Origin of the sequence: Treponema paraluiscuniculi Cuniculi A, assembly GCF_000217655.1 — a bacterium.
In the GTDB taxonomy this organism is placed as follows: domain Bacteria; phylum Spirochaetota; class Spirochaetia; order Treponematales; family Treponemataceae; genus Treponema; species Treponema pallidum.
In genome coordinates this window covers 834,588-848,090 of record NC_015714.1, presented here as the reverse complement: position 1 = coordinate 848,090, position 13,503 = coordinate 834,588, and the positions used below count along the sequence as shown (strand labels likewise).

The following is a 13,503-nucleotide window of genomic DNA, read 5'->3' as shown; positions in this document are numbered from 1 at the left end:
GAATGGGCAGCACCCTCTATGGTAGGGTCCGCCCCTGTGGGTCGAGACTCGCCGGCGGGTATGCGCGAGGCCGTTTACTTTCTGCACCGGATGGTGGTGTGTCTGGGCGTGCTGCTGTGTGCAGCGTCGCTGCTTTATGTGTTTGGGAACTTTTCTCACTTTCTTGATAAAAGCCAGTTTATTATTTTACGTTCATGTGTCGGCTGTTCAGTACTGTTAGTGGTTGCCTGTTTGTGTGCGGGCAGTGTTGAGCTCTACTTTTTTTTGACACGTAGTGACGCCCCGTATGGGCGGCTGCTGTGTATCACCGTCGTGGCACTGCTTTTTGGTATGGGTGCACTTGTTTTCAATACGGTAGTGCTCATCGTGGCTAAAGGCACATGAGAGATTTACGAGGCACATCCGCATCTTTTACTTCACACGTTGTAGTTTACAGCTGGAACTGAGAGCCGAGGTACACTTGGCGTACGTGAGAGGATCGTACTACCTCTTGTGGACTGCCCTGGGCGATAATATGGCCGCAGTGTATGATATAGGCTCGGTCAGTGATTTGTAGTGTTTCACGTACGTTGTGGTCCGTGATGAGTATGCCAACGCCTGAGCGCGCAAGACGCACGATAATGCGCTTGATATCCTGCACGGCGCAAGGGTCGATCCCGGAGAAGGGTTCATCAAAAATTAAGAAGCGTGGATTTACCGTTAATGCACGCGCAATTTCCACGCGTTTGCGCTCGCCACCTGAAAGCGTGTCTGCCCTTTGATTTCGCACATGGGTCAGCTGAAATGCTTTGAGCAGCGCTTCGCATCGCTCGGTTTGTTCTGTGTAACTTAGATCGCGGCGCATTTGCATGATTGCGCGCACGTTTGCTTCTACCGTTATTTTTCTAAAAATAGACGGTTCTTGCGGTACGTAGGACACGCCCATGCGCGCGCGCACATGTATGGGTAGCGGCGTTATGTCTGTGCAGTCTAGCAGGACGCGCCCGCTATCTGGACGGCACAGACCCATTACCATACTGAACGATACTGATTTGCCTGCTCCATTGGGACCGAACAGCCCAACTATCTCTGCTTGGTGTACAGAAAAGGAGACGTCATGCACCACGTGCCGTGTTCTAAATGTTTTATTGAGTGCAGCGGCCACGAGGCGCTTTTCTCCCGGTGGAGATTCATTCCAGGAAATATTTTTTTCTTTCTCTGTCTCTGCTTAAAGTATATGTGACATCGTGCTTTGCACGGAGTCTGCGCGCGGCAGACAGGAAGCGTTGAAATGTCACCGGTGTTGTTCCCATTCGTAGGGTTTGAGAATTGAGCCTTGCACTTTTCCGTGTAGCTGAATTTCTCTACGGGCCATATTCAACGTGATACGTTCTGCCTGAAAAAGATTACCGCGGTCGCTAACCCGTGGCGCACCGCTTAATTCAAGGAATATGCTTTTGCGGTAATACATACCGAACATGGCCTGACATTGCAGGTCTTGGTAGGTAAGGGACACGTTCATTTGTAAGAGCAATGTTTCGTTTTTTTCGTGGTAGACTATGCGCTCTGCACGTGCCGTTACGTTTTCTCTTTTGTCAGAAATCTGCGCAGCACCGAGTAGTTCGGTAGTATGCGCATTTCTGCTAAAATGCAGAGATTGTGCAGAGAACGTAAGGTGCTGTGTTTTTTTTTCTCCGCGCACGTTGCCGGTGGCGGTAACAAGATGATAGTCGTCGCCGGAAATTTCAATCTTATCTGCGTGGATTTCTAAATCGGCAAAGTACATGCGCGCGTTTCCGCGGAGTACAGTGCGTGGGGCGTAGGGGTCGGCAGAGCCTTCTAGACTGTCTGCAAAAAAGCGCACCTTACCCCGCGCGTGTGCGTGTTGCCACACGCACAGGGACATGAGAAAAAGTGCAAGGAGTACAGTGCGCAAGAAGGGTACGGGGGAAAAAGCAGGGTATGAGGACGCGCGAGTCATGGACTGAGATTCGGTGCGGCGTACCGTGACGCGCGGGTTTTGGCGAAAGAGTCAAGATCGACGTCTATGTGAACGCCATTTTGAAACACAAAGCGTTTGGTGCGTGCATTGACGCATAAACCAACCCCGGTGACAACAGCCCCTGATGCATCGCTGATGCGAACAGGGGAGAAGTGATCGCTTGTGAACAATGCTCGCGTATTTTCCCACCGAAATGCGCGTCCTTCCAAACGCAGACCCTCATGGGGAAAGAAGCAGTCCACCTTTTTCCCGAGGTAGAAAACAGTACCTTCGCAGTCAGTGAGCAAAACACCTGCATGCCCGCGCACGCTCGCACGTCCATTGCCGTCGTAGCGTGTAAAGTGGATGTCCCGTGCAGTCCAGGTTTGGTCGTGGTGATAGAACTCAAGCGTTTGAGCATGCAGGCGCGTTTCCAATAGGTGAGTGTTGTAGCGATCGAACGTCACTTGGAAAAACGCGATGGTAGGTGTGTTGCGCGTGGCGGAGGGTTGCTGTATCCAGCGTAAGGCACTGCTGTCGGCGCAGCAAACCAGAAGGAGGCAGGAGACAGGAGCAAAGAGGAGTCGAATGCGCACTACCGCTCCTTTACGCTACAACGGGCGTAGCCGGACAGATGCCCGGGCAGAAAAAGAAGGACAGACAACGCGTCCCAAGTAGGAAAGAAGAACGCACCTTAAAAGCAACAACCCCACCCCCACAGCCGCGAAGCACAACAAACCTCGCAAGAAGGGCGAACGAACTTGAAAGAGATCGCGCACCATTGTATGTTCTCCCCTATGAAGATTAAAGAGAAAAAAGGTTATTTCATCTCTTTTTCCGCTCTATTTTTGATTGCCTATATGTTTGTAGCAGCCGTCCCCCTCGGGGCTGACCCTTACTTTTTGCCTATTTGGGCACGTGACCTTGCATCTGAATTGCACGAAGAGCGTCCTGAGCGCGCGGTGCGCGTAAACGCTGACACAGTGCAGACCCTCCAACCTTTCATGGTGGGGGAGTACTTTGGCTATTTTACCGATGAGGGGTCGGTTGTGTTTGCCACGCGGGTTACCCAGCGCCTTTCTGCTTCTACACACGCATGGGCGGTGTATCCTGAGCATGCAGTGCGCACGCCTGTTTTTAACCCTGCTGGGGAACACCTTGCAGAAATTGCTGAGCCAGGCTTTGTGCATATTGAAGCAGATCGCTTTTTTCTCTTTTCCCCAGGGGGAAATGCCGTTTCCTCCTATGACGCGCGCGGTGTACAACGGTGGCGTGTGTTGCACACGGCGCCTATAACCGCGTTTCACTCTTCTGCTGCAGGCGCGGTTATAGGGTTTTCTGATGGGAAGGTGATGGTTGTACGTGCCGACGGCACTGTCAGATGTGCATTCTATCCGGGCGGGAGCACATATGAAATTGTGTTTGGGGTGACTCTCTCTGCAGATGGCACACTTGCTGCGTGCGTGTGTGGTTTGGACAGGCAGCGCGTTATCCTGGTGTCTCTTGCGGATGTGCAGTGCAAGATTGTTCACCATCAATATTTGGAGGGCGCGTTACGTCACCAGCTTTTGATGAATTTTGATACCGAAGGGCGCTATGTGGCATTTGAACATGCACAAGGGGTAGGGGTGATTGATTGCCAAAGGTTAGAGACAAACATTATCCCCCTGGTTGGGGATGTTGTTGGTATGGGCGTGCAGCCTGAGTGCGATGTTGTGACGGTGTTAAGTCAGAAGGAGCAGCGGTGTCGGTTTGCTGTTTTTGAGCGCGCGGTGCATAGGGTGGGGGATGTGCGGTTTGACGCACAGGATGTGTCATTGACTCAGGGTGAAAAAAAATTCTTTCTAAGTATCGATATGCTTCTTGCACGCATTGACATTGCAGGGATCCCGTAAGGGGTAGGGACAGAGGGGGTGTGCCAGCGTGCGTACGATTTTTGTGGGTGTACTGTTGCTCGCGATTGTAGGAGAAGGGCGCTTGTGTGCGTTGGAATGGCCTGTTGATAAACCTAAGTTTTTGTCTCTTTTTGGACAGAGTGTGGGCGCAGGTCTGTTACAGCAGGGATTGATTTTTGATGGAGCAGACTCTGCAGGAGGGCGTGGATACGCGGTACGTACTGCGGGGTACGGACGCTGCGTGATGCGACTTCAAAAACATCGCCGTGCGCGTGTCTTTCCCAGCGCGTTAGGAAATGCGTTGATTTTTGCGCATGAAGACGGGTTGCAGACGGTATATGCAAATTTACGCGAAGCGAAAAACGCGCAGGATTTTGGTTCTACCGCGGAAGCAGAATCCGGGGTAACGGTCGGATACGCAGGATCAAGTGCATGGGCACCTCCAAACAGTTTTGTGTTCCAGGTGATTGATACAAAAAACAAAGTGTATCTCAATCCCTTGCTCCTGCTACCTTCGGTGTCGGACACCATAAAGCCCACCATTCAGGATGTGGTATTGGCGGGAAAGACAGGGGTGTTGGCTCTTTCGGGGACAGCAGCGCCGCGCGATGCCGACGGGTATGTCTATACACGCAAGCGCACCCGTGTGCACAGGCGCGTTACGCAGGGAACCTATCGTCTGTATGCGGCAGTCGCAGATGTGTTAGAGCATGGTACCCAGACGTTCACTCCGTTCCAAGTGCATGTTGTGGTGAACGGATCGGAAGTGAGCGCGGTGTCCTTTGAGTTGATTGTGGCGAAAGATTCGCAGGCGTGTCTGTCAGGGTCGCTTTTAAATGAACGCCTGTTATATGAGATGAAGGGTCGCGTGTTTTTGGGGAGCGTAGTGCTCACGCGTGGTACTGCAGAGCTTGCGATTAGCGCGCGTGATATTTCAGGCAATGAACGAACGGAAGTGTTCTTTTTACAGGTGGAGTAAGGCGTTCGTAGTTTTTTCATTTGTACACCGGGGTGTGTGAGGGGGTGTGGTGTGGATAGGACGGGTGGATACGTGCGGCTTGCGCTTGCAGTCCCTGCGGTGCGTGTTGCGGACTGTGCATACAATACCCAGCGTATGATTCAGACGGTGCGTCGTGCAGCTTCATGCGGTGTGGACATACTATTGTTTCCCCGTCTTTCGCTAACAGGGTGTAGCTGTGCGTCTCTTTTTGCTCAGGATACGCTGCTTTCGGCAGTCTGCACGCACGTATCTGCACTGTGTGCTGGCACTGCTGATTGTCAGCTGTTGGCGCTTGTGAGTGTGCCCTGTTTTTTGCGCACTCAGGTGCGTGTGTGTACTGCGCTTGTCGCACGAGGTCGTGTTCTAGCACTGGTTGTGCAGGATACCCTGGCGGCGTGTGGCGCGCAAAAAATGCAAGTGCCCTGTGAGGTCCTGTACGGTGGTGCACCGGTGCCGGTGTACGATGTGCAGACGTGTTTTGAAAGTGCAGAGGGTCTTTTCTCTTTTTGTGTTGGTGCGATGGATGGATCGGTACCTGCCACGCTGGTGTTGCAAGCCTACGGTACGCCAAGTACGGCGCAGACACCGGATATTTTTGCTGCGCACGCTGCGGCATACAGTGCACAGCACCAATGTGCGTATGCGTACGTAAATGCGGGGTGGGGGGAGTCTAGTGCTGATGCGGTGTATGGCGCGGAAAGTGGTATTTTTGAGTGTGGGCAGTGTGTGGTCCAAGACTCATTGCAGGAGATGCGAGAACGGGGGGAGCGTCCGGCGCACGCGGTGCGTGGACTGCATGTTAGTGCGGACGTAGATGTGTCTTTGGTGCACTTTCGTCGTCGTGCGCGTAGCGGACATACCACTCTGGGTGCATCGGCTCCCTGCGTCACGCTTCCTGCAGGCATATTTGCAGCGTCAAAGGCGCACGCCACGCTGCGGCGTCCTCGCGTACCCTGTCCTTTTTTTCCGCCTGCTTTTCAAAAATCGCAGGATGCGGTGCCCCCGCTCACGGGTGCCGCGTGCCTCGCTGTTTCTGCACCGTCAGACACGCAGGACGGTTTTTTGCAAAGAACGATAGACTTAGCCGCGCAGGGCGTGGCACTCCGTCTTGAACACATGGGATGTAGGCGCCTGGTGGTGGGTGTTTCAGGAGGTGTTGATTCGGCGTGTGCATTGCTAATATGTGCGCGCGCGTTAGATTTTCTCTCGATTGCGCGTACACAACTTTATGCGCTAACGCTTCCTGGCTTTGGTACTACGTCAGGAACGAAAGGTGCGGCGCAGGAGTTTGCGCGTGCGCTCGGTTGCACTGTGCAAGAAATTTCTATTAGCGCGGCAGTGACGCATCATCTCCATGATATTGGGCATACGATGCAGCAGTGTGACGGTACGTATGAGAATGCACAGGCGCGCGAACGGACGCAGATTTTGTTAGATCGTGCTAACCAGCTTGATGCGCTCATGATTGGTACGGGAGATGCGTCAGAAGGTGCGCTTGGTTGGGAAACCTTTGGGGGCGATCACCTTTCGCTGTACGCAGTGAACGCATCTTTGCCCAAAACCGTGGTGCGAGCCTTGATTTCCTATGCTGGGCGTGTACCTGAGCGTTTTGTGTGTGAAACTGATTCTCCCTATGCACCGCGCGGTGCTGCCTTTTCTCGCGTTTGTGCAGCTATAGTTGCACAGCCGGTGAGTCCTGAGCTCATACCTCCTTGTGATGATCGTATTGTGCAGTGTACCGAGGAGATGCTCGGTCCTTATGAATTGCATGATTTTTTTCTGTATCACGTAACGGTGAGCGGTTTTGGTCCTCGAAAACTTTTTCGTGTGGCCGCGCATGCGTTTGGAACTGCGTATTCTTGCGCGCAGCTATGTGCAGCGCTGCGCGTTTTTTTTACCCGCTTGTTTTCACAGCAGTTCAAGCGTTCTTGTGTGCCTGATGGGCCCGGTCTTACGGAAGTGAACCTTTCCCCTCGTGTGGGTTTTTATTTTCCCAGCGACACTTCCGGTGCGCTATGGCGCGCAGAGCTTGAGCAGCTGGCTTGTGGGGAATAGACTGGCACGCAGGATTTTTAACAACTGATATGGAGGTGCGTAGGGCGTGGTGCATACGCTTTTTTCTTGGGTTTCAGCGCATATTCACTCGTTACCTATGGTTGTGTTTGTCAGCCTGCTCTTGGCAGGAGTGCATGTGCCGGTTTCTGAAGATGCGCTGATTGTCATGAGTGCATTAGTATGTCGACAGGATGGAGCATCTGTGCCGAGCTTTCTAGGAGCGTTGTATGCAGGTGCATTAATAAGTGATTATGCGGTGTATTTTTGGGGATACCTGTTGCAACAGGGTGCGTTGCGTGTGGCTGCTCTTGAGCGGACGCTCGCGTCCTGCCGCGCACAAAAGATAGTCACACTTCTTTCGCGTTATGGCCTTTGGGTATATGTGCTTGCGCGTTTTGTCCCATTTGGGGTTCGTAATGTGGTTTCGCTGACGTCGGGGTTTGTGCGTGTGCCGTTTGTGCGTTTTGCGTGCTACGACGCACTCGCAGCGGCCTGTAGTATTTCTGTGCTCTTTTGGATGACCTATTTCCTTGGCTCTGTACAGCGTGTTTCGCTCAAGGTTTTTACGGGGGTGATTTTGCTTTTGTCGGCGCTGGGTATACGGGTGTTGATTGGCCGCCGGCAGAAAACCACAGGGGATGGAGTGAGAATTACACACGATGACGTACAAACTAATGTAGGAGTGAGGTGATGAGCGCGTGTGCGCAGGCTTTTTATCGCTTGTATGAAATAATTGTGCGGTTGCGTGCGCCGGACGGATGTGCGTGGGATTTGGCACAAACGCCGGTAAGTATGTGTTCGTCCTTTTTGGAGGAGACGTATGAAGCGCTTGAGGCTATCCTCGAAGAGGGCGAGGCACAGCATTCGTCGTATGCTCACGTTCAGGAGGAGTTGGGGGACGTGCTGATGAATGTGTGTATGATTGCATACATGTATGAACAGCGAGGGGTGTTCTCGCTTGCAGATGTTGTAACTGCATTAACGGAAAAGTTAATTCGACGTCACCCCCACGTATTTGGGCAAACAGAAGGATTTCCTGGACCGGAAAATCCGAAGCGAGCACAAACAGCACAGGAGGTGTTTGATCAGTGGGAACGGATTAAAACACAGGTGGAGCGTCGCCGTGCAGCTTCTCCGTTAGAGGGCATTCCTCGAACGGTTCCTCCCCTCATGCGCGCGTCCAAAATGCAAAAAAACGCGTCGCGTGCGCGTCTTTTTTGTCCAACACGCACGGAGGTGGTACGAGAATGTGCGCGTACCTTTCGTGCGCTCCGTGCGATGTCAGAGAATTCTGCCGAACAATCCGCCACTCAAGCAGCGCATGTTGCAGTAGGTGCGCTGTTGACTGCAGTGATATCGTTTGCACATCTTATGGGGGTAGATCCGGTGCTCGCCCTTATCCGCGCAAACGCGGACTTCGTGCGCCGCTTTTCGTGTGCCTGTTCTATACCTGCCATTTCTGGAGGTACTTCTATATTTTTGTCTCGCGCGTGCCATAAACCACGTCGCGCACGCACGCGGGCGTCTGCGGTGCGCAAGCGCGCACGGTCACGGCGACTGTTTTTTACTCGACACAAGCTGGGGAATATGCTACAGTAGGACGCGTCCCTGTCTCCGTGTGTAAATTGTTAGCACGGGCAGGGTGTGTGTTGAAGAAGAGGGGGCTTATGAAGACGTTGCAGTGTGATATTTGTCGGAAGGAAGTGGACAATTCGCTGCCCGAGAGGTTGTATTGGACATTCCGGGAGTATGATGTGTGTGAGGACTGTAAGGAGTCTATTGAGGACAAGTTGCGCCCTATCATACGTACTCACCAGCCTTATTCTCAGGGTTGGTACGAGAATCAGTTCATGGGTATGGTGCAGCGCGGGGTGTCTAACCGCCGTCCGTAAGTTTTTGATGTCAGTGTTGAGGGCTCAGTGTGAGGTAGGGACGTAGGGGTGTGATCCTTTTTTCTCGCGCGAGGTTGTGGGCGAGAGATAGTGTCGCTCACGCTTATGTTTCTTTCCTTGGGCCGCGGTGCTGTGTTTTTTGTGCGTCCCGGTGTACTGGGACGGTTCCTCTGTGCTGTTCGTGTGTGCAGGATCGGTTGTACGCGCGCGCACATGACTTTTTGGAACACCCTGAGGATTTCTGTAGTCGCTGTGCCAAGCCGCTTGTTTCAGCGCGAGCGTTGTGCGTCTCTTGCCGTGCGCTTCGAGAATCGGGTGAAACGCCTGCGCTTTGGCGTGTCTTTTCACTTTTGCCGTACCTGGGTGTGGGGCGTCTTCTTATGTCGTTGTGGAAGACACAGCAGGAGCGGAATTTTGATGCTCTTTTTTCCCGCATTGCCGGGCGTTTTTTGCGTACAGCGCGTGAGCGCTCCTTCGTCACTGCAAGTACCGAGTTGGTGCCAGTGCCGCCGCGGCCATGCAAGATGGCTGAGAGAGGATGGGACCAGGTTGAGGACGTGTCGCGTCGACTAGAATTGGCTGGTTTTACCGTTAATCGTGCGTTGGTGCGAGTAGAGGGTCGTTTCGCGCAGAAAACATTGTCGCGCGCTGCGCGTGTTGAGAATCTTGCAGGGAGTATAGAGCTCGGGGCGCACGCTCGTGTGCCGCGTGATGCCTTGATTATCGATGACGTAGTTACCACGTGTGCCACGATGGACGCGTGTGCGCGTGCGCTGCGCTCCTCGGGCAGCGAGCGTGTGCAGGGTTTCTCGTTCTTTTTTGCGTGAGGAGTCAATTAGTTAGCGAACTTCTTTTAGAAATTCCTGAAAATGCCGCAGGACGTACGGCCCAGCAATTTCTCTCTTATATGTTGTTTTTGCAGCATAGGTCTCGTAGGCAGCACTCCGTGCACTGTGGTCTTCGTGCGGTGCAGGTGTAGCGTCCGTGGAGTAAAATCCAGTGATGTGCATGCATGCGAAACTCACGCGGGGTGACCACAAGCAAGTCGCGTTCAACCGCGCGTGGGGTTCTTCCAGAGGAAAGCCCGATGCGTGGCGCTGTCCGCAGGATATGCGTATCAACTGCGATTGTGGGTATGCCAAAACCCATGTTCAGGACTACGTTTGCCGTCTTGTGACCGACCCCGGGTAGACTCTCTAGGGCATGGGCGTCGCACGGTACTTGGGCAGCGAAGCGCTCGATGAGTTCAGCACTGAGTGCAATGATTCGGCGTGCTTTCGTGGGGTATAAATTAATCGTCCGTATGTAGGAGCATAGCCGTTCTTCCCCCAGCGCGAGCATTGCTTGGGGGGTGTCTGCCACATCAAACAGAGCAGCGGTCGCCTTGTTGACGCTTTTGTCTGTTGCCTGCGCAGAAAGCAGTACTGCCACCAGGAGCGTAAAAGTATTGCGCCAGTGAAGTTCTCCTTGTGGTTGCGGGTTTGCTGCGTGCAGCCGCTCAAAAACGGCGTGTACCCCCTTGCTGTCTAATAGACGCATAAGGGTGCCAGTAAAGAGAGGTAGTTTAAAAAGTGCAAGAGGTCATGGGGTGAAAAGGAGGGAAATGAACGCACAGGATTCAGAGAGTTTCCTGAAGTACGAACTGCTGGACGCACTCAAGCATATGCACCTCGTGGTTCAGTTTTCGGATATTAAGCTTTTGCGGTACACTGATAAGCAAGACGAGCTTAGGAAAGCTTGTCTCCGACTTGGAATGTTGAAAATTGGTTGAAATGACGATGATGGAATGCTTGCGAAGAAGTTCCATAACCTCGTTGACTTCAGGTTCATGATGGGAGAACTGTATTTCTAGGCGCTTATTCTGGCGAGTGGGAAATACACACTTTTCAATTTTATCCAAGCCTGCAAGGGTGATCAGTACGAGGAGCACGAGCATCGCCCCTGCGCTGTACAGCCCTGCGCCGATAACGAGACCGATCCCTGCTGTCACCCAAATAGTAGTAGCAGTGGTTAAGCCTTTCACGTTTGCACCCATTTTTAAGATGGCACCGCCGCCGAGAAATCCCATGCCGGAAACCACCTGTGCAGCGATGCGCCCGGGGTCGCCGGTGTGGTCTCCGGTAATCTCACTTACGCAGAGGGACAGGAGCATAACGCCCGTAGCACCGACACAGATGAGTGTGTGAGTGCGCAATCCCGCTGCCTGTAACTTTGAGGAGCGCTCCAGCCCGATAGCAAGTCCTGAGACAAAGCTGAGCAAGAGCCGGACAACAATAACGGAATCTGTAATCATGACTTTTCTCTTAGGGCGTAGCAGGATGCAAGTGCCTCGAGGGAGACTTGAACTCCCACGCCGGTGAAGGCACTAGCACCTGAAGCTAGCGTGTCTGCCAATTCCACCATCGAGGCAAGAAAACCTTTCCATGATGGGAAATATAGTTTTTCTAGTCAAGGGATTAGGGCAGCTTTCAGGGCACGGGATGCAAAGGCGGCGTACTTGACAAAATGCCAATTCCAATACACGCTGCCCGCGGCGCTGCGCGTGGCGCCGTGGGCTATTAGCTCAGCTGGTAGAGCAACGCCCTTTTAAGGCGTGGGTCGATGGTTCGAATCCATCATGGCTCAGAGGTGAGATTGGTGCGCAACAAGGTGCGGATTCTTGCGGCGGTCGCAGCGCTTGCGGCTGCGTGCGCGGTGGGCTTCTTTCTAGGAAGGTGGTTCGACTTCTCTGCTAGGTCCTCGGTGCTCGAAGCAGCTGATTCCCTCTCCGTTTCTTCTTCGGAAGCGACCAGCTTTTCCACGGTTGTTGCAGAGGGGGACCCGTACACCGTCGACGAGCGGCAGAACATCGCCGTTTACCGCAGTGCCAACGAGGCCGTTGTCAACATTACCACTGAGATGGTAGGGGTTAATTGGTTCTTGGAGCCCGTGCCTCTCGAAGGTGGCTCTGGGTCTGGCGCTATCATTGACGCCCGCGGGTACGTGCTCACCAATACGCACGTTATCGAGGGTGCGTCTAAAATTTATCTCTCGCTACACGACGGCAGCCAGTACAAGGCAACTGTCGTGGGTGTAGACAGGGAGAATGATCTTGCGGTGCTTAAGTTTGTCCCTCCCCCTGGAGCACGCTTGACAGTTATCCGCTTCGGTTCTTCGCGCAACTTGGATGTCGGACAAAAGGTGCTTGCCATCGGGAATCCCTTTGGACTAGCGCGTACTCTTACCGTCGGGGTTGTTTCTGCTCTCGCGCGTCCTATTCAAAATAAGAGCAGTATCATCAGAAATATGATTCAGACGGACGCGGCGATCAATCCTGGGAATTCTGGTGGTCCGCTTCTGGATACCCAGGGGCGCATGATAGGCATTAATACCGTTATTTACTCTACATCTGGAAGTTCTTCTGGTGTTGGCTTTGCGGTGCCAGTAGATACCGCAAAGCGCATAGTGTCCGAGCTAATTCGCTACGGCCGTGTGCGTCGCGGCAAAATCGATGCCGAACTCGTGCAAGTCAACGCATCTATTGCTCACTACGCGCAGCTTACAGTAGACAAGGGATTGCTGGTATCACAGGTCAAGCGGGGAAGCCCCGCTGCACAGGCAGGACTGCGCGGTGGTACGACGGCCGTACGCTATGGACTGGGACGGAGAGCAGCGGTTATCTACTTGGGGGGAGACGTCATTACCGCCATCGACAACCAGCCTGTAGCGAATCTGAGCGATTATTACTCGGTGTTGGAGGATAAGAAGCCTGACGATGAAGTTCGCGTTACAGTACTCCGCGGCAGACGGCAGCATGTGGTAGCCGTGCGGCTCACAGAACGCTCAGACGAGTAGCGAGGTCGCGCGCCCCGTGCAGGCTGCCTTTTCTTCACTGGTTACTTCATGATGCTGCGTGGTCCTCTTTCCTCCTTTTTCCCCTTCTTTTCCTTTCCCTTGTAGGCGGCGTTTTTATCTGTCTCTGGTGTCTTCTTTGGATCCTGTTGTGTGTCAAACGTTTCAAACGATTGCGCCATCTCCTCTAGCAGCGCGTCAAGATTTCCCTGATCGAGATACTGCATAACCTGTGAACATTGAGCAGGAGATAGTGCGATGCGCACCGCAGGGCAGTTGTAACCATTTGCACCCGGAATCGTGCGGTTTGCAATGATAAAATAAGGGCGATCATCAGTGATAAACTGATACTCAAAGCGCATAGTGGGGGTGGCATTGTGCGCAGAGCCAAGAATACCCCAGGTCATCAGCGGAGTAGTTGTCCCAAAGTACGCCCGCTCACTACTCTTTTCCCGCGTGAGCGTTTGTGCTTCATATTCGCCTAAGTACTTCTCAATAGCTTCGCGCAGTGCTGTACGGTCCTTACGCTCAAGGTAGAGCGTAATGCCGTCCAGTAGGAATTTGAACTGCATAAGCACAGTGTCGATCGGCGGGTCAAACACAAAGGTAAAGTCGCGTGGAGAAATCGCAGTACGCAAGCGGTCGACCGTGTAGGCATTCAGGACTCCTAATTCCTTAGGAGGGTAGTCGTTCGAAACAGTCATGTTCGTGCTTGAAGCACAGCAAACCAAGACCCCCGTACCCAGCAGTGCACCCAGGGCGCGATACCCTGCGCGACATAACCTGATTCCCCACTTCCGTAAAGGCAGAGTGGAGGGAGAAAGCATACAAAATCCTAGCGTTTCCATGGGACGCAGCGTAGCACACAAG

At 53.3% G+C, this 13,503-nt stretch carries 15 protein-coding genes and 2 tRNA genes; 10 read left to right on the top strand and 7 right to left on the bottom strand.

The genetic code is table 11. The features are described 5' to 3' along the window. Positions 1–60 precede the first annotated feature (60 nt). Positions 61–384, top strand: a complete 324-nt coding sequence (locus tag TPCCA_RS03885; protein ID WP_245522101.1) for a hypothetical protein — start codon at positions 61–63, stop codon at positions 382–384. A 46-nt stretch (positions 385–430) separates the two neighbouring features. Here the strand turns inward: TPCCA_RS03885 and lptB are convergent, their stop codons facing one another. From lptB to TPCCA_RS03870, 3 genes are all read right to left on the bottom strand, one after another. Beyond that, entirely contained in the window at positions 431–1,144 is a 714-nt protein-coding gene (gene lptB / locus TPCCA_RS03880) for an LPS export ABC transporter ATP-binding protein (RefSeq protein WP_013945378.1), read from the bottom strand. 129 nt (positions 1,145–1,273) lie between these two features. Beyond that, positions 1,274–1,765, bottom strand: a complete 492-nt coding sequence (locus tag TPCCA_RS03875; RefSeq protein WP_245522100.1) for an LptA/OstA family protein — start codon at positions 1,763–1,765, stop codon at positions 1,274–1,276. Between the two features lie 191 nt (positions 1,766–1,956). Then, on the bottom strand, positions 1,957–2,556 hold the full coding sequence (locus tag TPCCA_RS03870) for an LptA/OstA family protein (protein WP_010882229.1): 600 nt from the start codon (positions 2,554–2,556) through the stop codon (positions 1,957–1,959). Positions 2,557–2,721: 165 nt separating this feature from the next. On the opposite strand from TPCCA_RS03870, the gene TPCCA_RS03865 reads away from it, so the two are divergent. The 7 genes from TPCCA_RS03865 (at position 2,722) to TPCCA_RS03835 (ending at position 9,629) form a co-directional block, all read left to right on the top strand. Beyond that, on the top strand, positions 2,722–3,855 hold the full coding sequence (locus tag TPCCA_RS03865) for a WD40 repeat domain-containing protein (RefSeq protein ID WP_013945376.1): 1,134 nt from the start codon (positions 2,722–2,724) through the stop codon (positions 3,853–3,855). A gap of 517 nt (positions 3,856–4,372) precedes the next feature. Further along, complete coding sequence (locus TPCCA_RS05740) at positions 4,373–4,834, top strand: hypothetical protein (RefSeq protein ID WP_010882226.1); 462 nt, start codon at positions 4,373–4,375, stop codon at positions 4,832–4,834. A 36-nt stretch (positions 4,835–4,870) separates the two neighbouring features. Further along, entirely contained in the window at positions 4,871–6,910 is a 2,040-nt protein-coding gene (locus TPCCA_RS03855; protein ID WP_013945374.1) for an NAD(+) synthase, read from the top strand. 46 nt (positions 6,911–6,956) lie between these two features. After that, a complete protein-coding gene (locus TPCCA_RS03850) occupies positions 6,957–7,601 on the top strand; it encodes a DedA family protein (RefSeq protein WP_013945373.1) in 645 nt (214 codons plus the stop codon). Next, positions 7,601–8,509 carry a nucleoside triphosphate pyrophosphohydrolase gene (gene mazG, locus TPCCA_RS03845; protein ID WP_013945372.1) on the top strand — a complete coding sequence of 303 codons (909 nt, stop codon included), beginning with the start codon at positions 7,601–7,603 and terminating at the stop codon, positions 8,507–8,509. Before TPCCA_RS03850 ends, mazG begins: the two co-directional genes overlap by 1 nt. 68 nt (positions 8,510–8,577) lie before the next feature. After that, complete coding sequence (locus TPCCA_RS03840) at positions 8,578–8,802, top strand: hypothetical protein (RefSeq protein WP_010882222.1); 225 nt, start codon at positions 8,578–8,580, stop codon at positions 8,800–8,802. Between the two features lie 185 nt (positions 8,803–8,987). Then, positions 8,988–9,629, top strand: coding sequence for a ComF family protein (locus TPCCA_RS03835; RefSeq protein ID WP_245522099.1), 642 nt, complete (start codon positions 8,988–8,990; stop codon positions 9,627–9,629). A 76-nt stretch (positions 9,630–9,705) separates the two neighbouring features. Here TPCCA_RS03835 and nth read toward each other — a convergent pair whose 3' ends face one another. The 3 genes from nth to TPCCA_RS03820 form a co-directional block, all read right to left on the bottom strand. After that, positions 9,706–10,341 (bottom strand): endonuclease III, encoded by a 636-nt coding sequence (gene nth / locus TPCCA_RS03830; protein ID WP_013945369.1) that lies wholly within the window; start codon positions 10,339–10,341, stop codon positions 9,706–9,708. Between the two features lie 79 nt (positions 10,342–10,420). Then, positions 10,421–11,095: an MgtC/SapB family protein gene (locus tag TPCCA_RS03825; protein ID WP_013945368.1), complete on the bottom strand. Its 675-nt coding sequence runs from the start codon at positions 11,093–11,095 to the stop codon at positions 10,421–10,423. Between the two features lie 32 nt (positions 11,096–11,127). Continuing rightward, positions 11,128–11,211 (bottom strand) — tRNA-Leu (locus tag TPCCA_RS03820). Positions 11,212–11,354: 143 nt separating this feature from the next. Here TPCCA_RS03820 and TPCCA_RS03815 point away from each other — a divergent pair. Both TPCCA_RS03815 and TPCCA_RS05380 read left to right on the top strand, forming a co-directional pair. Then, a tRNA-Lys gene (locus TPCCA_RS03815) sits at positions 11,355–11,427 on the top strand. Next, the gene (locus TPCCA_RS05380) at positions 11,404–12,636 is read left to right on the top strand and encodes a S1C family serine protease (protein ID WP_013945367.1); all 1,233 of its coding nucleotides are present in this window, start codon (positions 11,404–11,406) and stop codon (positions 12,634–12,636) included. The genes TPCCA_RS03815 and TPCCA_RS05380 overlap by 24 nt, the downstream gene beginning before the upstream one ends. Positions 12,637–12,677: 41 nt before the next feature. Here TPCCA_RS05380 and TPCCA_RS03805 read toward each other — a convergent pair whose 3' ends face one another. Then, complete coding sequence (locus TPCCA_RS03805) at positions 12,678–13,502, bottom strand: hypothetical protein (protein ID WP_010882217.1); 825 nt, start codon at positions 13,500–13,502, stop codon at positions 12,678–12,680. Position 13,503: the final 1 nt, after the last annotated feature.